Here is a 20030-nt window from a genome sequence, read left to right as displayed (position 1 = left end):
AAAACCGGGCAATGCCCGGTTTTTTCGTTGCAAGGAATCCCCCATGTCTGCTTCCTCCCGTTGGCGCGGCTTTTTGCCCGTGCTCCCCAAAATGCCGCCGCGCGAATGGCTGTATGCCGCGCTGGGTGGTGCCATTGCACTGGCGTTGATTGCTGCCGTCACGCTCTGCTTTGTGCCGGGTACCGCGGCCGCCATCATCGTGGCATCGATGGGGGCGAGTGCCGTCATCGTGTTCGGCCTGCCCACCAGTCCACTGGGGCAGCCGTGGTCGCTGCTCATGGGGCATCTGGTCTCGGCGTTGGCTGGTGTCGCTGCGCAGTGGCTGTTTGCCGGGCACTGGTTTGCCCCTGCCATTGCGGTGGGGCTGGCACTGGGCTTGATGATGGCGCTGCGTTGCGTGCACCCGCCCGGGGGCGCCACGGCGCTGATGGCGGTGATCGGCGGTCCGACCATCCATGCGCTGGGCTGGAGCTATGTGCTGGTGCCGGTGGCGCTCAACGTGGCGCTGATGCTGCTGGCGGGGCTGATCGTCAACAACCTGCTGCCGGCGCGGCGCTACCCGTTCGTTGCGCCGGCCAACCCGCACAAGACGGCCGACACCGCGCCGGCGCAGCGTGGCGGCATCAATGCTGCGGTGCTGGAGCAGGCGCTGGCGGGCCAGCCGCACCTGCTTGACTTGGGCGAGGCCGAGCTGGCCGAGCTGGTGCAGCGTGCGCTGCAACTGGGGCGTTCGCTCGATGTGTTGCGCTGTGCCGACATCATGTCGCGTGATGTCTGCTCCGTGACGGGTGATGCCACGCCCAGGCAGATGGTTGTTGCGCTGCAGCAACATCGCGTACACCAACTGGCCGTGGTTGATGACGACGGCGTATTGCTGGGGCTGCTCGATGCACTTGACCTGCTGGGCGCCGAGCCGGCCGCAACGGCAGCCATGCTGCGCAGGCCGCCACTGTTCAGCGCGCATGCCGATACGCCGCTTGCCAGCGCATTGGCCGATGTACTGGCCCACGAGCTGCACTGCCTGCCGGTGCTGGCCGAGGACGGCCGCCTGCAGGGCGTGATCAGCCAGACCGACTGGCTGGCTGTGTTGGCCAACACACCTGCCACGGCTGTACCGCTGTAACAAACGTTTCAAACAGCGTTGCATGACGTTAGAATTACGGTTCTCTAACATACTGCGCTTGTGGACGGGATGGTACGCATGCTCGCATGGCTTAAAAGCAAACTGGCAGGCCACTATGGCGATACCCCGCCGGCAGGGCCAGCGACTGCATTTCCGCAAACCGAGCTGATGGCGCGCCCTGCGCCGCGCGCAGATGAAGACCGCCATCACCCCTTGCGCCGCTCGGTGGTTTACCGCCTCAAGCGTGATGCGCTGCTCATCGTGGCCGAGATGAACCGTGGTACCAAGATGGAAGACTGCGACCTGCTCGCGCGCCAGCTGGCCTTCGTGCAGAAAGAGCTGATCCAGGCCGCCTACCACGACGAGCACATCCCCAAGGAAGACCGCATCGCGCTGGCCAAGTATCACGCGCTGAACATTCGCCACGGCCTGGGCGAGCGGCGCACGCAGCCCTTGCGTGGCGTCGAGGTGCCGCCGGTACGCAAGCCGGCCAAGGCCGCTGCGTAGGCAAGAGCGCCTGTCTGCCCGCGATGCCGGGTGGCGGTGGGCAAAAAAATCCCCGCATGTGCGGGGCTGCTGCAGGACAGCAAGGATGGAGAGGTCTGCTCGGCCTTGAATGTAGCTCCGCCCCGGCACGGCGGCCATCCGCCGTCAGGCATGCCGCGCATGCGCCGGGTGCATGCGCCGCTGATCGGCCCGGATCAGCGCCGGCCAGGGGTTGCCGATGCTGCCGCCATTCCGGCCGCAGCTTGCTGGGCAAACCGCTACCAACCGCGTAGGCTATGCGTTTGCGCGCCTACTGCCGGCGGCAACGCCCGGTGTCCCTGCCTGTGCTGTTGCGCCCCTTGCAGTGGTGGTGTGGCGTGCTACGCATATGTGATATGCGCGCCATGCATGCCTCCCCGGTCACGCTGTGGTAATAATGCGTTTCATGTATTGCCATAAAAACGACTACAAGATTCGGAGACGGCCATGCTGCCCACCAGCCAGGTACCCCTCGATCTCAATTTGCTGCTTTGTCTGAATGCGTTGCTGACGCATGGCAGCGTGACGCGGGCCGCCGATACGCTGGGCGTGACGCAATCGGCCATGAGCCGCTCGCTGGCCCGCCTGCGTGAAGCGTTTGACGACCCTCTGTTCGTGCGCGCCGCCAACAAACTTGCGCCCACGCCGCGTGCAGAAGCATTGCGCACGCCGCTCAACACCATCCTGCAGCAGATTGATCAATTGGTGGTGCCCACCGATTTCGACCCCGCCAAGGCGCGCGGCCGCTTCCGGCTGGCCTGTGTCGATTTCGCGCAAACCGCCTTTTTGCCCGGCATCCTGCCCGGCATGCTGGTACGTGCGCCGCAACTGGGGTTGGATATCGCAACGCTGGATGCACAACCCTTCGAGCGGCTGGGCGATGATGGCGCCGACCTGTTGCTGGCGTTGAGCAGCAATGCCCCGGCCGATGTCTATCAGCGGGTGGTGTTCCGCGACCGCCTGTGCTGTGCGCTGCGTGCCGACCACCCGGCCTTGCGGGCCGGCGAGGGCATGAATGTCGAGCAGTATTGCCGCTGGCAGCACATGCAGCTGCAACTGGGGCACGACATGCGCCGGCTGGTGGAGGACCGCCTGCTGGCCTTGGGTGCCGCGCGGCAAGTTTCGCTGCAGGTCAGCCAGATCGATGCCGCAATGACGGTGCTGGTTGGCAGCGACCTGATCCTGACCGCGCCCGAGCACATGCTGCGCCGCAGTGCGCGCGATGGCGTGGTGATCCTGCCGCTGCCGTTCGATGTGCCACAGCTCACGCTGTCGTTGTTCTGGCATGCGCGCCGCCATAATGATCCGGCCCACATCTGGCTGCGCAACGCCATCTGTGAAGGCTTGCAGGGCGCATTCCGCAACTGGCAGGCCGAGCAACTGCATGCACCGGTCGATCTGTCTGCGGTCAAGCAGATGCGCCCCTTGCCGCCCGAGGCCCCCACGCGCAAGGACGATGCCCCGCGCGAATTCCCGCGCGTGGGCAGTTTCTACCCGGGTTACCGCGCGGTTTAAGCGCCCCGTCCTGCCATGAACTGCCATGAAAAAACCCGGCCAAGCCGGGTTTTTTCGTTTCAGGTGTACTCAATCCTGTAAGCGGCGGCGGAACAACCAGGTCTTGTCCTCGCTCGCTTCGGGCACGAAGCGGTAATCCTCGAAATCGAACTGCTTGAGCGCTTGCACATCGCACACGCCATGCAGCGCGGCATAACGCACCATCAGCCCGCGTGCACGTTTGGCGTAGAAGCTGATGATCTTGTAGCGCCCGCCCTTGTAGTCCTCGAATACCGGCGTGATCACCGGTGCATTCAGCAGTTTGGGTTTCACTGCCTTGAAGTATTCCTCGCTGGCCAGGTTAACCACCACGCCGGGTTTGCCGGCATTGATGGTTTGCGTGATCGTCTCGCCCCAGAACGCGTACAGATCCTTGCCGGCCGGGTTGACCAGACGCGTACCCATTTCCAGCCGATAGGGCTGGATCAGATCGAACGGCTTGAGCAGGCCATACAGGCCGGACAGGATGCGCAGGTGCTTTTCCAGATAGTCGCGCCCCCTGGCATCGAGTGAATGGCTGTCCAGCCCCTCATACACATCACCCATGAAGGCAAACACCGCTGCGCGTGCGTTGGCCGGCGTGAATGGCGTCTGCCAGCTCTGGTAGCGGCCGGCATTGAGCACCGCCAGCTCGTCCGAAATCTGCATCAGTCGCGACAGCTCGGCCGGCGGCAACGGGCGCAACACGTCGATCAGCCGCTGGGCCTGTGGCAGAAAAGCCGGCTCGGTGTGGTGCGGGGTGGGCAGTGGCGATTGGTAATCCAGCGTCTTGGCTGGCGAGATCAACATCAGCATGGGCAGGGCCGCTGCGGAACGCGGGCGGCGGTGAGTGCGGTAAAGGCGGCAGTTTACGCCCGATTGCCGGGCTTTTGATGTGGGTTATTCACCGAGCGGCCTGTTGCGACTGGCGGTGGCAGAGCCGTCAATGCGCTGCGCGTTCGCGCTCGCCCGCCATCAGCGGGTATTGCGCGAGGATGCGTGCATAGACGCCGTTGCGCTGTATGGCCGCCAGGCCCTGGTTGAAGCGCAGGCGCAGCTGACGTGCTTCCTGATCGCGGCGGCGGAAGATCACGTAAAGCGGGGTGTCCTCGACGGTTGCGCCGACCGCCAGCGTGTTGATGTCGTGCTGGCGCAGCAGCGTTTGCCCCTGATACACGTCGGCAACAAAGAAATCGGCACGCCCTGCCGCCACCATGCGTGCGCAATGGCTGATGCTGGCCGGGCGAGTCAGGCGCAGCACACCTTTGGCGATGGCAGGCAGCAGGCGCTCGTTGGGTGTTTCCCCCGCTGGCAGGCAGAGCAGCTTGCCAGCCAGCGTGCGCGGTTCGGCCAGCAAAATGGGGGAGCCGGGGCGGGCGAACACGGTCTGCCGGGTGTGGAAAACCGGGTCGGAAAAATCGAAGTCATGTTCGCGCGCCGGGCTGCGGTAAACCGGAAAGCCGGCATGCAGCCGGCCGCTGCGGATATCCAGCTCGCTGCGTGCGGGCGGCTGCCAGTCCAGCTGCACGTCGATATCGGCGGCGCGGAAGGCTGCGCGGACCACCGCGGCCAGCATGCCGCCATCGGCCGATTGCTGATTGGTATACGGGATGAAGGCATCGTCGCCGCCCAGTCGTACCACGTCTGCCGCAGCTGCACTGCCGGCGCAGCCGCCCAGCAGCAGCGCGGCGGCCGTGCGGCGCGCGCGCTGGCGCAGCTGGTGCAACGGTATGCGCAGCTTCATCTCGGGCGCCTCGGCGGGATGGCCGGTGCGGGGTGCGCCGGCTGCTCCATCCAGTGTAGCCACGGCTGCGTGATGATGCCGGATCAGGTTTCCACGCCGGCATCGCGCAGCAATGCGGCCAGTTCCATCGCGGTTTTGACGTGCATTTTTTCCAGAATGCGCGCGCGGTGCACTTCCACCGTCTTCATCGAAATCGACAGGTCATCGGCAATCTGCTTGTTGAGCCTGCCAGTCAGGATCAGGGTCATCACCTCGCGCTCGCGCGGGGTGAGCGATTCAAGGCGGATCTCGACCGCATTCTTGGCCTGCCACTGGCTGCGGTGCTCCTGATCGGCCACCAGGCTTTTTTCCACCAGATCAACGATGTCGTTGTCATTGAACGGCTTTTCGACGAAATCGGTGGCGCCATCCTTGAGCGCGCCCACGGCCATCGGCACGTCGCCGTGGCCGGTCAGGAAGATGACGGGCGGCAGGTAGGTGTATTCCTTGAGCTTCTGGAACAGCTCCAGCCCGCTCATGCCCGGCATGCGCACATCCAGCAGGATGCAGCCGAAGCGGTCCGGGCTGTAGTCCTTGAGGAAGGCATCGGCGCTGGCAAAGCTCTGTACTTCATGATCGCGGGTGGAGAACAGCCACGCCAGCGCGTCGCGCAGCGCGTCGTCGTCGTCGACGATGGCAATACGGTTAGGGTTCGATGGCATCGGAATCCTCGTTGAACGGCACGGTAAAAATGAAGCGGCTGCCGCCGCCATGATTGGCTTCCACCCACAAGCGGCCCTGATGGTGCTCGATGATGGAGCGGCAGATGTTCAGCCCCATGCCCATGCCGGCATCCTTGGTGGTGAAAAACGGTTTGAACAATTGTTCCAGTTGCTCGGGCGCAATACCAGCCCCCCGGTCGGCAATCACTACGCGTAGCAGGTTGCCATCGCGCGCGAGGTCGATATTGAGCATGCGTTGCGTCGGCGGCGTGGCCTCCATTGCTTCGAGCGCATTCTTGATCAGGTTGAAAATCACCTGCTCCAGCATCACCGGGTCGGCATACAGCGACGGTAGCTGGCTGTCCTCGCGGAACGATACCTGCACACCACGCCGGGTGATTTCGTGCCCCAGCAGCCCCAGCACGGTGTCGAGCAGTGCATCGATATGGCAACGCTTGCGGTGCGGCGCGCGGCGCTGCACGAACTCGCGGATGCCGCGAATGATCTGCCCGGCCCGCTTGGCCTGTTCGCCCATCTTGTCGATCGCCTGCGACAGCTGCGGCAGATTGGGCTGCGGCGCGGCCAGCAGGTTGCGGCAGCCGCTGGCATAGCTGGCAATCGCGCCCAGCGGCTGGTTCAGCTCGTGCGCCAGGCTGGAGGCCATTTCGCCCATCGAGATCAGCCGTGCCGTTTGCTGCAGCGTTTCGTTCTGGCGCCGTTCGCGGGCTGCGGCGGTCTTGAGCGCGGTGATGTCGGTAGCGATTTCCAGCCACACTGCGCTGCCATCCACCCATACGCTCTGGCGGCTCTTGATCTGGTACCAGTGCTCGCGATAACCGTCGAACCATTCAGCATCGACCGGTGGTTCGGCGCGGCGCGGCACAAAGGGCACCACGCAGCAGCGGCCACGCCAGTCGGGTAGGCCGAAGGCCCGGTCGAACTGGTGATTGCTCATCAAGAGCTCGCCGCTTTGCGCATCCGATACCGCTACCGCCGCATCCAGCCCGTTCAGCACGGTGACGAAGCGTTCGTGCGAGGCCTGCAGCGCCTGCCGTTCGCGGCGAATTTCGGTGATGTCATACAGCGAGGCCATCCAGCCGATCTGGCGGCCCTCGCCATTGATCAGCTTGGAGGCGTAAAGCCGCACATCAAAGCGCTCGCCGCTCTTGCGCATAAAGCGCACCGCAAAACCGTTGGGGTCGAGCCGGCCAGCCAGGATTGCATCACTGGCAGCCTGGCAGCGATCCAGTTCCTCGGGCGGCCAGTAGGGCATATTCGGCTGGTGGCCCAACAGCTCGGCCTCGTCAAAGCCCACCATGTCGCAGAAGGCACGGTTCACGTAGATCACGCGGCCGGTCATGTCCATGGCGCGCATGCCGGTGACCAGCGAGTTTTCCATCGCCTCGCGCAGCGCGGTTTCGCTGCGCAGTTGCAGCACCGCGTCGGCGTGCTGGCGCATGTGGTTCTGCAGCAAGCGGGTGGTCGCCAGAATCGCACCGGCCAGCGCGAACAGCAGCCACGGCAGGTAATCGGCAAAGGTGCGGCGCTCGTTGCCGTAATACACCTCGGCGCGCAGCGAAAGCCCTACCGGCGGCATGTCCAGCGCCACGCTCTTGAAAACGCCGGACGGGTCGAGCTGACGGTGTGATTTGGCTGCGATCATGTTTTGCCGGGCATCAATCAGCGCCACCTGATAGCGCTGGGCAATCCACCACGGCACCTGTTGTTGCAGCAGCCGGTCCAGCGCCAGCGTGGCGACGACGAAGTGCTGCCGGTCCGGCGTGGTGACCGCGTATTGCAGCAGCGGCGATCGGTCCTGCTCGGTGATGTCGCCCCAGCCCGGTTCACCCTTGAACGGCAGCGTCTGCCACGCCTGCGCTGCCCGCCAGACGATGTGCCCTTGCGCATCCTGTATGGTCAGGCCGACCACCTCAGGGCTGTTTTGCGTGAGCGACAACGCGCGCGCCTGGAATAGCGGCACGGTGTAATCGAGGCTGGAATACAAGGTGGCGGCCAGGCCGGATAGCGCATCGGTATCGGTGCGCAATTGCTGCTCTATGGCCTGCTTCTGCCACAGCATGTCCTGCTCGAGCTGGTTGCTGCGCTGGGTTTCGACCTCCTCACGCGTCAGCAGCAGATAGGCGGCAAAGGCCAGCGCGAACAAGGCCGCCAGCAGGCCCGGCAGCAGGGCCAGCCAGCTGGAGCGGCGTTGCAGACGACTGAAACTGTGCGTGAGATTGATGGTGCTGCTTCCTGATCAGACCGCGTTGCTCAGCGGCCGGCCTGCAGCAAAAGCCGCCACGTTGCCGATCACCGTATCTGCAATATTGGCCAATGCTTCGTCAGTAAGAAAGCCCTGATGCGAGGTAATGACCACATTTGGGAAGGTGGTCAGCCGCGCCAGCATGTCGTCCTGCAGTGCGGTGCCGGACAGGTCCTCGAAAAACACGCCTTCTTCGTACTCGTAGACATCCAGCCCCACGCCACCCAGCTTGCCGTCCTTGAGTGCGTCAATCAGTGCAGCCGAGTCGATCAGCCCGCCCCGGCTGGTGTTGATGATGACGGCACCCTGCTTCATCGCGGCAATCGAATCGGCGTTGATCATATAGCGCGTTTCAGGGAACAGCGGCGCATGCAGGCTGACCACATCGGCCTCGGCCAGCAGGCGCTCCAGCGGGACGAACTCGCAATCGAGCTCAGCCGCGTGCTTGAGGTCGGGCGAGCGATCATAGGCCAGCAGCTGCATGCCGAAGCCACGCGCAATGCGCAGCGTGGCCTGGCCGATCTTGCCCGCGCCCACCACGCCAAAGGTGCGGCCGTGCAGGTTGAAACCTACCAGCCCGTCGAGCGAGAAGTTGCCGTCGCGCACGCGGTTGTAGGCGCGATGTGTCTTGCGCACCAGCGTCAGCAGCAGCGCGAACACGTGCTCGGCTACTGCCTCGGGTGAATAGGCCGGCACGCGGGTGACCGCCACGCCGTGCTGCTTGGCGGCAGCGATATCGACCCCGTTGAAGCCGGCACAGCGCAGCGCCACGTGCTTGACGCCCAGCCGCGCCAGCTCGGCGATGGTCCTGGCATCAACGCGATCATTGACGAAGGGGCAGACCACGTCGAAACCGGCCGCCAGCGGCACGGTTTGCTGGTTGAGGCGGTCCTCGAAGAACACCAGCTCGTACTGCTGCGTGGTGTTGGCGCGGCTTAGCGCCTGCCTGTCATAGGGTTTGCTGTCGAAAACGGCGATGCGCATGGCTTTACTCGCGCCAGACATGGGTTTGTTCAGCCTCCAGCACCTGTCCGTTCCAGAAGCGGCCATTGAGCATGCCGGCGACGGCCACACAGGCCACGCGGCTGATCGGTAGCGTGATGACGGCCCATGGCTGCCCTGATCCGTCGCACAGCGTGACCTTGCCGACCGGCTCGGAATAGCCGAGTTCGCGCAGCAGGTCGACCACCGCATCAGGGTGGGTATCGGGCGGCAAATGCCGGATGACGAGAACGGCCATGAATCACTCCAGGTTATGGATGCAATCGTTCGCGGCCACGCCCGGCGTGGCGGCGGTATTCGTCGTAGTGGCTGCCGCGCAGATAGCCGGGGGCAATCACGGCCAGCGAGGCGGGAATCCAGCCTAGGGTAGCCGGAAAGCCGGCCGGGTCGGTATTGGGGATAGTCATTGAATCCAGATTATCGTGGCTGACGGGCGGATTCGGCATGATCGCCATCAAGCTTGCCTGCAATCGGGCCAGCCAGTCGGGCAATGGCACGATCACGGGCGGCCTGCCCACCGTGCGGCCGGCCAGCCGCACGATATCGGCCAGGGTCATGATGTCCGGGCCGACCAGATTGAGCGTGGCGCCGATCAGGTCATCGCGCGTCACACCGGCGGCAAAGGCACGCGCGACATCTTCTACCCATACCGGCTGGAACTGCGCATGAGCACCCGCCAGCGGAATCAGCGGCAGCCGGCACAGCCCGGCAAACAGCGTGATGAAGCTGTCGCCCCGGCCGAACACCACCGAGGGACGGTAAATGGTCCAGCGCAGCGGGCTGGCGCGCACCAGTTCCTCGGCCCGGCCCTTGCTGCGCTGATAGCGGGATGGCCCGGCACTATCGGCGCCCAGCGCGCTCATGTGCAGATAGCGGCGCACACCCGCCGCCTGGCAAGCGGCGATGATGCGGGCAGTGAGGGTGACGTGGGCGCGTTCGAAGTCAGCCTCGCTGCCTTGCAGGATACCGACCAGATTGACTGCCACGTCGGCGCCGGCCAGCAACGCGGCCAGTTGCTGCGGGTCGGCCACGTTGGCGCGGCGCAGCTCGACATTCGGCAGTACGGTCTGACGCGCCGCTTCGGGGCGGCGCGTCGGGATGATGATCCGATGGCCTTGCGCGGCCAGCTGTGCCGCGAGGTGGCTGCCGATGAAACCACTGCCGCCGATCAAGACGATTTGCTTCATGCTGTCCTCGCAGTCTGTTGCGTGCAGGCCCTCAAGGTGCGTCGATGGAGCCCCCCTTGGGCGGTATCGTGGCCAGGCGCTGGCTGATGGTCAGCGGTTCGCCCAGCAGATAGCCGTAATGCTGCGCATTGGCCATCACCTTCTTCACGTAATCGCGGGTTTCGTCAAACGGGATGGTTTCAATATACACCCGCGCATCCATGGGCTGATTGCCCTGCCAGTTGCGTGCCCGGCCAGGCCCGGCGTTATAGCCGGCAGTAGCCAGCACGGCATGGCCTTCCAGTCGTTCCTGGATATAACCGAGGTAGAAGGCGCCAAAGCGCACATTGGTTTCGATATTATTGAGATCAGCCGGGGTGACGTGCTTGATGCCCAGCTTGCTGGCCACCCAGCGTGCAGTGGCCGGCATCAGCTGCATCAAGCCCGAGGCGCCAACGCCCGAGCGTGCGGCGACCATGAAGCGGCTTTCCTGCCGGATCAGGCCGTAGACCCAGGCAGCGTCCAGGCCATTGCCCCGGCTTTCGGTCTGTACCAGTTCCTTGTGCGGGGTGGGGTATTTCAGGTGTGGATCTACCTTGCCGGGCGTGCGCTCGGCGGCATAGATCATGCGATCGAGCAGGTTGTTGCGTTCGGCAATGATGGCTGCACCCACTTGCTCGCTCGGCGTCAGGCCGCGCAGCGCCCAGGCCCATTCGCGCTGGCCTTCCACGCGCCAGTCCTGCGCGTATAGCGCCAACGCACGCTGGATGCCGGGGCGCTGCTGCACGGTGCGGATGATTTCTTCGCTGGCGGTGATGGGGGGCGATGGAGCGTCGGCCACGCTGCCCAGCGCATCGCGCGCCAACAGGCTGTAGTAATCTTCGCCGCCGGCCAGATCGGCCAGGATGGGGGTCGCTTCGTCGTGGCGATCCATCGCACGCAGCGCCATGGCACGCCAATAGCGCCACACGGTGAGCTTGAGGTCATCGGCCGGCATGGCATTGATGCGCGCCAGAATCGCTTTCTGATCACCCGCCAGCAGCGCGGCCCGCACCGCCCAGAAGCGGCCGGCCTCGTCCAGGTCCTTCATGCCGCCGCGTTCGAACCAGTCGCTGGCTTGTGGCGCATGCTGGCGGGCGGCGATCTGCGCCAGCTCTTGCCAGCCATAGCGGCGGTCAGCCTCGGGCCAGTCCTTGCCCAGTTTTTCCAGCCAGCCCGCCGCCTTGTCCAGGTCGTTGCGCGCCAGCCGCTGGATGGCAAACAACGCTGCTTCACGCGTGCCGCGGTCGTTGCCGGTCAGCTTGGGTAGCGCCTTGTCCGGGCTGTTGGCGGCCAACGCGATTGGTTTGACGGCGAGTGCGGCCGGTGTGCCGACCCGGCTGGCAAATTGCCGTGCCAGATCAGGCTTGTTGGCGGCCAGCAGCATGCGCACGCGGACCCATACGTCATCGTTGTCCAGCTGCTTGGCATCGAACAATGCATCGAACACCGGGCCACAGCTTTCCGGGCGTGACTGGTCGGAGAACCATAGCGGGCGCAGCCGTACTGCCGCAGTCAGGTCGCCCTTGGCCAGTGCAGATTGGCCTGCCAGGCATTGCAGCTCGACGCTGGGCGCATCGGCTTTGGCATAATGCACGTCGAACGCCAGCCAGTCCTGGCGGCGGCCCAGCTCTTTCAGCCAGTCGCTGCGCAGGCGGTCGGCCATGGGCATGCCCTCGAAGCGGTCGAAGAAGGGCTTGAGGTCGCTGTCATTCATCTGCGCGAGCTGCAGCGAATACCAGTAATACTGCGGATAAACCTCAAGAACTTCACCGCGCGCGCCTTGCAGCATCTGGTTGATGCGGGGCAGGTCGCGGCTGCGTGCAGCTTCGCGCAGCGTGAGCATGTCGATCTGGGCGCTGGCATGGGCGGCAACGGCCAGCAGCAGGGAGGGGAGCAGGAATTTCATCGGTGATATCGCAGGCAATGCAGTGGGGCGCGTTGCGGAAAGAACGGCGTAAGAGCCATAAGTTCCGGCAAGCATAGGGGTTCGCGTGATTGCTGTCATGCACAAGACGTCGCACCCGGCAGGCGGCGGATTGGTCGGCAAGGCACAAAGCAAGTAGAATCAGTGGGTTTAGAAGATGCCAGAGTCTGTACGCAATCATGCTGACCTTCCAGGAAATCCTGCTGACCTTGCAACGCTATTGGGCCGAGCAAGGCTGTGCGCTGCTGCAACCCTATGATATGGAAATGGGCGCTGGCACCAGCCATACCGCCACTTTCCTGCGCGCCATCGGCCCCGAGCCGTGGAACGCCGCCTATGTTCAACCGAGCCGCCGTCCCAAGGACGGCCGTTACGGCGAAAACCCCAACCGCCTGCAGCACTACTATCAGTTCCAGGTGGTGTTGAAGCCCAACCCGGACAACATCCTCGAGCTGTATCTGGGCTCGTTGCAAAAGCTGGGCATCGACCCGACCGTGCACGACATCCGCTTCGTTGAAGACGACTGGGAAAACCCGACCCTGGGTGCCTGGGGCCTGGGTTGGGAAGTGTGGCTGAACGGCATGGAAGTGACGCAGTTCACCTACTTCCAGCAAGTGGGCGGCCTCGATTGCAAGCCGGTGCTGGGCGAGATCACCTACGGTGTCGAGCGCCTGGCCATGTATCTGCAGGGCGTGGAAAACGTCTACGACCTGGTGTGGACCAAGTACCCGAATGGTCAGGTCGTGACCTACGGCGACATCTATCACCAGAACGAAGTGGAGCAATCGAAGTACAACTTCGAGCATTCCAATGCCCCGTTGCTGCTGGATCTGTTCGGCAATTTTGAATCCGAAGCCAAACGCCTGCTCGACGCCGGTCTGGCCTTGCCGGGTTATGAAATGATCCTGAAGGCGGCGCACACCTTCAACCTGCTGGATGCCCGTGGCGCCATCTCGGTGACCGAGCGCGCGGCCTATATCGGCCGCATCCGCACCTTGGCGCGGCAGGTGGCGCAGGCCTATTACGACAGCCGCGAGGCACTCGGCTTCCCGATGTGCCAACAGGCTGCCGGCTGAGGAAACGACGATGAAGCCACTGGCCGTCTTGCTGGTTTGTCTGCTGCTGGTCGCTTGCGGCAAGTTCGACGACAAGCTGGACGGCCCGTCGCCGGTGCCCGAAAAAAATGCCGAATGGCGCAAGTACGGCACCATGCCGGACTTCGAGATGTGGGTGGACGCCGAATCGGTCAGCCACAACGCCGACGAGGACAAGGGCTCGCCCAAGTACACCTATGTGTGGATGTGGCAGAAATTCAAGGCCGACCAGGTCGATGGCCAGTCCAAGGGCAAGTACCGCAACAAGTACACCCGTCAGGCCATCGATTGCCCGAGTGGCCGCATGGCCGGCATCGCGGTTGAATTGCGCGACGAGGATGGCGTGGAAGTCGCCCGTTACGACGTGCCCGGTTACCAGTGGGAATTCGCCGATCAGCCTGCCGATAGTTATGGCGGCGATTTTGTCCGTCAGGTCTGCAAAATCATGACCGACAAAGAAGCCAAGAAAAAATCCGAAGAGTAAGACACGATGACGCAAACGCTGTTGATTGAACTGTTTACCGAAGAACTGCCGCCCAAGGCGCTGCCCAAGCTCGGCGCAGCCTTTGCCAGGTCGCTGTTCGATGACCTGGCCAAGCTCGGCTTTGTCGATGCCGGCGTCGAGTTCCACGCGTTCGCCAGCCCGCGCCGTCTGGCGGTGAGCATTCCGCACGTGGCTGCGCTGCAGCCGGAGCAGAAGATCGAGCGCAAGGGCCCGGCCGTGGCATCGGGCTACAAGGATGGCGCGCCGACCCCGGCGCTGGCCGGCTTTGCCCGCTCGTGCGGCGTGGCGGTCGAGGCGCTGGAGCAAGGCTCGGACGGCAAGCAGGACGTGTTCATTTTCCGCAGCACCAAGGCGGGCGAGCCGCTGGCTGCCGTGTTGTCCGGCCTGATCGAAGCAGCACTGAAAAAACTGCCCGCACCCAAGATGATGCGCTGGGGTGATCGCGATGGTCAGTTCATCCGCCCGGTGCACGGCCTGACCGTGCTGCACGGTGCCGACGTGGTATCGGCCAGGGTGCTGCATCTGGAATCGGGCCGCGTGACGCGCGGCCACCGCTTCCTGTCCAAGGGCGATGTGGCGCTGGATCATGCCGATCACTACGCCAAGCAACTGTTCGAAGAAGGCAAGGTCGTGGCGAGCTTTGCCGCCCGCCGTGCACTGATCGGCGACAAGCTGCACGCTGCGGCAGCCCGTCTGGGCGCCACCATTGCCGCCGACGAGGCACTGTTCGATGAAGTGACCGCACTGGTGGAATGGCCCGTGGTGCTGGAGGCCGGCTTCGAGGCCGATTTCCTCAAGGTGCCGCAGGAATGCCTGATCCTGACCATGCAGCAGAACCAGAAGTATTTCCCGCTGCTCGATGCCGCTGGCAAGCTGATGAACCGCTTCCTGCTGGTGTCCAATATCGAGGCGGCTGATTCGTCGGCCATCATCGGCGGCAACGAGCGCGTGCTTCGCGCGCGTCTGTCCGACGCCAAGTTCTTCTATGAACAAGACCAGAAGAAAAAGCTGGAATCGCGCGTGCCGGCGCTGCGCACCGTGGTGTACCACAACAAGATCGGCAGCCAGCTGGAACGTGTCGAACGGCTGCAGAAGATCGCCGGTGAAATCGGCCCGGCGCTGGGCGCCGACAGGGCCGTGAGCGAACGCGCCGCCTATCTGGCCAAGGCCGACCTGGTGTCGGACATGGTCGGTGAATTCCCCGAGCTGCAAGGCATCATGGGCATGTATTACGCGCGCCTCGACGGTGAAGGCGACGTCGTTGCCAACGCCATCGAAGGCCATTACCACCCGCGCTTTGCCGGCGACACCCTGCCGCAGGGCGCCGTGGCGCAGGCGGTCTCGCTGGCCGACAAGCTGGAATCCATCGTCGGCATCTGGGGCATTGGCCTGATCCCGACCGGCGACAAAGACCCGTTCGGCCTGCGCCGCGCAGCGCTGGGCGTGGTGCGCCAGTTGCTCGACCTGCCGCTGGACCTGCGCGCGCTGCTGACCGCGACTGCTGCAACCTTCCCGGCCGGCGTGGTGGCCGAAGGAACCGTCGATGGCGTGCAAGGCTTCATGGCCGACCGCCTGAAGAACTATCTGGCCGCCGAATACCCGGCCGCCGACATCGAGGCGGTGCTGGCGCTCAACCCGCCGCGCTTTGACGAAGTGCTGGTGCGCCTGAAGGCTGTGGGCGAATTCAAGGCGCTGCCGGAAGCCGCTGCACTGGCCGCTGCCAACAAGCGTATCCGCAACATCCTCAAGAGGGTCGAAGGCGGCATCCCGGCAATCAACGCCGCATTGTTTGGCGAGGTGCCGGAAAAGGCGCTGTACGACGCGCTGGCTGCATTGCAGTCGCCGGTCGAAGCCGCACTGGCCGCGCACGACTACACCGGTGCGCTCAAGCAGCTGGCTGCGCTCAAGGCGCCGGTCGATGCCTTCTTTGACGGCGTGATGGTGATGGCCGACGATCTGGCGGTGCGTGGCAACCGTCTGGCGCTGCTGTCCGCGCTGGCCGATCTGATGAATCGGGTTGCAGAACTGTCGCTGCTGGCTGAATGATGAAGTGCATGGCCGGGGAATCTCCCGGCCTGCCGGAAGGTGACAATGCCGCATAGCGCCATGAAACTGCTGATACTCGACCGCGATGGTGTGATCAACGAAGACAGCGACGATTTCGTCAAATCGCCGCAGGAGTGGCTGCCGATTTCCGGCAGCCTGGAAGCGATCGGCGAGCTGACGCGTGCCGGCTGGATGGTGGTGGTTGCCACCAACCAGAGTGGCATCGGCCGTGGCCTGTTCGACGTGGATACCTTCAATCGCATCAACGCCAAGATGCAGCGCGCCGCGCAGGATTTTGGCGGCCATATCGACGCGATCTTCTTCTGCCCGCACACGCCCGATGCCGGCTGCGATTGCCGCAAGCCGCTGCCGGGCATGCTGCACGACATCGCGCGCCGCTTCCATGCCGATCTGGCCGAAACCTGGATGGTGGGCGACAGCCTGCGTGATCTGGAGGCCGTTGTGGCTGCTGGCGGCCGCCCGGCGCTGGTGCGCACCGGCAAGGGCAAGGACACCGTGGCCAAGGGCGGTTTGCCCGAGGCCACCGCCGTGTTCGACGACCTGGCGCAATTCACCGATTTTCTGCTCAAACGACAGGCCCATTGATGATCTGGCTTCGTTCCGCCCTGTACTGGCTGGGCATGCTGGTGGTAACCCCGCCGTACGCACTGCTTTGTTTCCTGATCCTGCCGCTGCCACCACTGCTGCGCTATAAGGTGGTCTCGCGCTGGTCGCGCATCATGATTTTCTGGCTGCGGGTGACCTGTGGCGTCAAATACCGCGTGATCGGCCGCGAAAACGTACCCGATGTGCCGGTAATGGTGATGAGCAAGCACCAGTCGGCATGGGAAACCATGGCGCTGCAAGAGCTGCTGCCGCCGCTGGTATTCGTGGTCAAGCGCGAGCTGTTGAAGATTCCGTTCTTCGGCTGGGGGCTGCGCACGCTGTCGCCCATCGCCATCGACCGTGGCAATCGCTCTGAAGCGCAAAAGATGCTGATGGCGCAGGGCACGGACCGGCTGGGCAAGGGCTTTTCCATCCTGATCTTTCCCGAGGGCACCCGCGTGCCGGCGGGCCAGCGTGGCAAATACCGCCAGGGCGGTGCGCGCCTTGCCAACGAGTTGCATGTGCCCATCCTGCCGGTGGCGCTCAATTCGGGCGAGTTCTGGCCGCGCAATTCCTTCCTGAAATGGCCGGGCACGGTCACGGTCTGCATCGGCAAGCCGATTCCGACCGCCAATCGCGCCGCGAATGAAATCATGGCCGAGGTCGAATACTGGATCGAGAACCAGATGGCGGCCATTACCGAGCGCGGCCCCAAGTATCCCCGTGATGCGGCACAGCCTTGAGCTGGACGGTCAGCAACTTGCCTACACGCTGAAGCGCAGCGCACGCCGCCGTTCGGTGGGCCTGCGCATTGCCGGCGATGGCCTGACCATTACCTTGCCGGCCCGCGCACCGCTGGCCGAGGCCGAGCGGGTCATCCGCCTCAAGGCCGACTGGATAATGCGCCACCTGCAGGCGCCCAAACCGCCGGCAGCCCGCCTGGCCGCCGGCAGCACTATCCTCTGGCAGGGCCAGCCACGCACCCTGCAGGCCGGTGCATCACGCGCCAGGCTGGCTGCCGACACGCTGGCACTGGCAGCGCCCGATGAGCCCGAAGCGCTGACACTCGCGCTGGCGCGTTTCTGCCAGCGTGCCGCCCGGCCGTATTTTCTGCAGCGGGTCGAGGTGTGGCAGCAGCGCATGAATTTGCACCCGCGCCGCGTGTTGCTCAGCAGCGCCCGCACGCGCTGGGGCAGCTGCACGGCGGCAGGTGACGTACGCCTGAGCTGGCGCTTGATGCAGGCGCCGCCCGAGGTGATCGACTACGTGATCATCCACGAGCTGGCGCACCTGGCTGAAATGAACCACTCACCCCGTTTCTGGGCCATCGTCGCGGCAGCCTGCCCGAACTGGAAGCAGCAACGCGAGTGGTTGAAACAGCATGCGCAGGCGCTGCTCGCCTAGGGCCTGTTAACACTTATTTCACGCTTGCGTTCGGGGTAGTTCGGGATGGAGCGCAAGGCGCAGAACGCGCCGCGGTACGGGTACCGCAAGCGGTTTGCAACGCAGCGAACCGCCCGAAATACCCCGAACTCGCAGGGCTGGGCCGCAAAGAGGCCATCTACGGCGTTACGCGCCTTGGCAATAACCGGTTATTGCCTGCGTTGCGTGCCTTGTAGCTGACCTCTTTGCGGCCCAGCGCAAGCGCGAAATAAGTGTTAACAGGCCCTAAGCCTTAATCCGATGCGGTCGGCAGCAGGGTCGCGACAAAATCGCTGAATGCCCGCGCCTTGCTGCCATTGGTGGCCCGCTGGGCGCTGACGGCCTGTATGGCTTGTTCCGGCAGCGTGTAATCCGCCAACAGTTGCACCACCTGTCCCTCCAGCAGCGCACGTGCCCAGAACCATGCCGGCATCACTGCCAGCCCCAGATGGGCCAGCACCGCATCATATTGTGCATCCACCGTCGACACGCGCAGCCGGCCGCGCAAGGCCACGCGGGTTTCTTCATCGCCTTGCCTGAACAGCCAGCGGCCTGCTTGCTCGCTATCCGTATACACCACGCAATCATGCTGCTGTAGTTCGGCGGGGCTGTGCGGCGTGCCGTGCTGCTGCAGGTAGGCGGGTGTGGCCACCACGATGCGTGGCACGCGCCCCAGTGGCCGGCTGACCAGCGCCGATGGCGCCAGCGTGCCAAGCCGGATTGCCAGATCGGCGCTTTCCTCAATCAGGGGGCTGAGCCGGTCGGACAGCAGCAGTTCCAGTTCGACCTGTGGATGCAGCCGTTGCCAGCGTGGCAGCGCGGGGATCAGCAAATGGCGGGCAAAGCCGTTGGAGCACGCCACGCGCAGCACGCCTTGCAGCTGAGCCGGCGCCTGCACGGCCAGTGCGGCTTCATCGGCCAGTGCCAGCATGCGGCGCGCCAGCGGCAGGTAGTTGCGGCCGGCTTCGGTCAGGCTGAGCGCGCGGGTAGAGCGTTGCAGTAGCGCGCAGCCCAGCGATTGTTCCAATGCGGCCAGCTGGCGGCTCAGGCTGGTCTGGGCGATGCCGCTGACAATGGCGGCACGCGTCATGCTGCCGGCGTCGGCAATCGCCACGAAGCTGCGGATGTGTTCGAGCAAGCCGTTTTGCATGTATTCATCCTGATTGATGCAGATTCAGCATAACTGATCTGCAGATCATGTGCTGCGCGGGTAAGTGGGTGTCCCTAGACTGGGGTCATGACTCACCCGCCAAGGAGCACATCATGTTTGCCCTGCTGGACCCCGCCACCACCACCGGCCAGGCCGGAGACTTGCTCGCCCAGACGCAAAAGCAACTCGGGCGTACACCCAATCTGTATCGCGCCATGGCCAATAGCCCGGCCGCGCTGGCTGGCTACCTGGCCTTTCGTGACCAGTTGCAGCACGGCGTGCTTGATGTGCGCATGCGCGAGCGCATTGCCTTGCTGACCGCACAGCTCAATCACTGCGATTACTGCGTAGCCGCACACGTGTTCCGTGGTCAGAAGATCGGCATGAGCGCGGATGACCTGAACGATACGCGCCATGGTCGCTCGACCGACCCGAGGATCCACGCCGCGCTGACTTTCGTCGCCGCGCAGCTGAACGGGCGCGGTCATGCCGAAGCTGCGGCACGCGACGCATTGTTTGCCCAAGGCTGGAGCGAGGCCGAAGCCGGCGAGATCGTCGCGCATGTGGCGCTGAACGTGCTGTCCAACTATTTCAAGCAATTGGCCGAGCCGGCGCTGGATTTCCCGGTACCGCCCGATTTGTTGCCTTGAGGGCGGCATGATGACTGAGCGTCTTGCATTGATGGGCAAGTCCTTGCGCTTTGCCGTGCCGGCTGCGCTGGCTGCGGTGCTGCTGAGCCGAGCCGGGCAGCCAGGGTATTTGCCCCCTTTGCTGGCAACGGCGGCGCTGCTGGCCAATGCCGGGCTGCCTGCGATACGGGCGACGGGGGTAGCCTATCTGCTGTGTGTGCTGGCAGGGCTGGTACTGCATGCGTTGTGGCCGGCCAGTCTGCCTGCCTTGCTGGCAGGTGCCGTGGCCGTGTTCGTGATCTTGCAGGCACTGGGCCTCGGCCATCCACCGGCATTGGCCATGCTCGGCCTGTTGGCCCTGCGCGGGGCGGATATGGCTGCGCTGCTGGCGATTGCGGCCGCCGTTGCAGCCATGGCGCTGGCCACCTGGGGGCTGAGCCGGCTGCCTGCGGCTGTGGCTTGGCAGGCCTAGGGCCTGTTAACACTTATTTCACGCTTGCGTTCGGGGTAGTTCGGGATGGAGCGCAAGGCGCAGAACGCGCCGCGGTACGGGTA

Annotated in this window: 20 protein-coding genes; 11 read left to right on the top strand and 9 right to left on the bottom strand. The window is 64.4% G+C overall.

Annotated elements, in window-relative coordinates; all coding sequences use genetic code 11:
• Positions 1–43 precede the first annotated feature (43 nt).
• From B9A19_RS13110 to B9A19_RS13100, 3 genes are all read left to right on the top strand, one after another.
• Positions 44–1123, top strand: a complete 1080-nt coding sequence (locus B9A19_RS13110) for an HPP family protein (protein ID WP_084091257.1) — start codon at positions 44–46, stop codon at positions 1121–1123.
• Positions 1124–1201: 78 nt separating this feature from the next.
• Complete coding sequence (locus B9A19_RS13105) at positions 1202–1630, top strand: hypothetical protein (RefSeq protein ID WP_139798827.1); 429 nt, start codon at positions 1202–1204, stop codon at positions 1628–1630.
• Between the two features lie 465 nt (positions 1631–2095).
• Entirely contained in the window at positions 2096–3163 is a 1068-nt protein-coding gene (locus tag B9A19_RS13100; protein WP_084091255.1) for a LysR family transcriptional regulator, read from the top strand.
• A 69-nt stretch (positions 3164–3232) separates the two neighbouring features.
• Here B9A19_RS13100 and yaaA read toward each other — a convergent pair whose 3' ends face one another.
• The 8 genes from yaaA to B9A19_RS13060 form a co-directional block, all read right to left on the bottom strand.
• Positions 3233–3997 carry a peroxide stress protein YaaA gene (yaaA, locus tag B9A19_RS13095; RefSeq protein WP_084091254.1) on the bottom strand — a complete coding sequence of 255 codons (765 nt, stop codon included), beginning with the start codon at positions 3995–3997 and terminating at the stop codon, positions 3233–3235.
• 127 nt (positions 3998–4124) lie between these two features.
• On the bottom strand, positions 4125–4925 hold the full coding sequence (locus tag B9A19_RS13090; protein ID WP_084091253.1) for a substrate-binding periplasmic protein: 801 nt from the start codon (positions 4923–4925) through the stop codon (positions 4125–4127).
• 83 nt (positions 4926–5008) lie between these two features.
• Positions 5009–5626 carry a response regulator transcription factor gene (locus B9A19_RS13085; RefSeq protein WP_084091252.1) on the bottom strand — a complete coding sequence of 206 codons (618 nt, stop codon included), beginning with the start codon at positions 5624–5626 and terminating at the stop codon, positions 5009–5011.
• Complete coding sequence (locus B9A19_RS13080) at positions 5610–7790, bottom strand: PAS domain-containing sensor histidine kinase (protein WP_084091251.1); 2181 nt, start codon at positions 7788–7790, stop codon at positions 5610–5612. Before B9A19_RS13080 ends, B9A19_RS13085 begins: the two co-directional genes overlap by 17 nt.
• Before the next feature lie 93 nt (positions 7791–7883).
• The gene (locus B9A19_RS13075; RefSeq protein WP_084091250.1) at positions 7884–8873 is read right to left on the bottom strand and encodes a 2-hydroxyacid dehydrogenase; all 990 of its coding nucleotides are present in this window, start codon (positions 8871–8873) and stop codon (positions 7884–7886) included.
• 4 nt (positions 8874–8877) lie between these two features.
• Positions 8878–9129 (bottom strand): hypothetical protein, encoded by a 252-nt coding sequence (locus B9A19_RS13070; RefSeq protein ID WP_084091249.1) that lies wholly within the window; start codon positions 9127–9129, stop codon positions 8878–8880.
• Positions 9130–9142: 13 nt separating this feature from the next.
• Positions 9143–10078, bottom strand: coding sequence for a complex I NDUFA9 subunit family protein (locus B9A19_RS13065; RefSeq protein ID WP_084091248.1), 936 nt, complete (start codon positions 10076–10078; stop codon positions 9143–9145).
• Positions 10079–10109: 31 nt separating this feature from the next.
• Entirely contained in the window at positions 10110–12005 is a 1896-nt protein-coding gene (locus B9A19_RS13060) for a lytic transglycosylase domain-containing protein (protein ID WP_176216927.1), read from the bottom strand.
• A gap of 197 nt (positions 12006–12202) precedes the next feature.
• Here B9A19_RS13060 and glyQ point away from each other — a divergent pair, with 197 nt between their 5' ends.
• From glyQ to B9A19_RS13030, 6 genes are read left to right on the top strand one after another with little or no spacing between them, the layout of a single operon-like run.
• Positions 12203–13099: a glycine--tRNA ligase subunit alpha gene (gene glyQ, locus B9A19_RS13055; protein WP_084091246.1), complete on the top strand. Its 897-nt coding sequence runs from the start codon at positions 12203–12205 to the stop codon at positions 13097–13099.
• A 10-nt stretch (positions 13100–13109) separates the two neighbouring features.
• Positions 13110–13601 carry a surface-adhesin E family protein gene (locus tag B9A19_RS13050; protein WP_084091245.1) on the top strand — a complete coding sequence of 164 codons (492 nt, stop codon included), beginning with the start codon at positions 13110–13112 and terminating at the stop codon, positions 13599–13601.
• 6 nt (positions 13602–13607) lie between these two features.
• Positions 13608–15668: a glycine--tRNA ligase subunit beta gene (glyS, locus tag B9A19_RS13045; RefSeq protein ID WP_084091244.1), complete on the top strand. Its 2061-nt coding sequence runs from the start codon at positions 13608–13610 to the stop codon at positions 15666–15668.
• Positions 15669–15728: 60 nt separating this feature from the next.
• Complete coding sequence (gene gmhB, locus B9A19_RS13040) at positions 15729–16274, top strand: D-glycero-beta-D-manno-heptose 1,7-bisphosphate 7-phosphatase (protein ID WP_084091243.1); 546 nt, start codon at positions 15729–15731, stop codon at positions 16272–16274.
• A complete protein-coding gene (locus tag B9A19_RS13035; protein ID WP_084091242.1) occupies positions 16274–17017 on the top strand; it encodes a lysophospholipid acyltransferase family protein in 744 nt (247 codons plus the stop codon). The genes gmhB and B9A19_RS13035 overlap by 1 nt, the downstream gene beginning before the upstream one ends.
• Positions 17001–17678, top strand: a complete 678-nt coding sequence (locus B9A19_RS13030) for a M48 family metallopeptidase (RefSeq protein WP_176216925.1) — start codon at positions 17001–17003, stop codon at positions 17676–17678. The genes B9A19_RS13035 and B9A19_RS13030 overlap by 17 nt, the downstream gene beginning before the upstream one ends.
• Positions 17679–17949: 271 nt before the next feature.
• Here the strand turns inward: B9A19_RS13030 and B9A19_RS13025 are convergent, their stop codons facing one another.
• A complete protein-coding gene (locus B9A19_RS13025; RefSeq protein ID WP_084091240.1) occupies positions 17950–18846 on the bottom strand; it encodes a LysR family transcriptional regulator in 897 nt (298 codons plus the stop codon).
• 113 nt (positions 18847–18959) lie between these two features.
• Here B9A19_RS13025 and B9A19_RS13020 point away from each other — a divergent pair, with 113 nt between their 5' ends.
• The gene (locus B9A19_RS13020; RefSeq protein WP_084091239.1) at positions 18960–19496 is read left to right on the top strand and encodes a carboxymuconolactone decarboxylase family protein; all 537 of its coding nucleotides are present in this window, start codon (positions 18960–18962) and stop codon (positions 19494–19496) included.
• A gap of 7 nt (positions 19497–19503) precedes the next feature.
• The gene (locus B9A19_RS13015; protein WP_139798826.1) at positions 19504–19947 is read left to right on the top strand and encodes a hypothetical protein; all 444 of its coding nucleotides are present in this window, start codon (positions 19504–19506) and stop codon (positions 19945–19947) included.
• Positions 19948–20030 lie beyond the last annotated feature (83 nt).

Source organism: Andreprevotia lacus DSM 23236 (assembly GCF_900176275.1).
Taxonomy (GTDB): domain Bacteria; phylum Pseudomonadota; class Gammaproteobacteria; order Burkholderiales; family Chitinibacteraceae; genus Andreprevotia; species Andreprevotia lacus.
The sequence above is the reverse complement of the archived record's forward strand: the minus strand, read 5'-3'. Positions and strand labels throughout refer to the sequence as shown.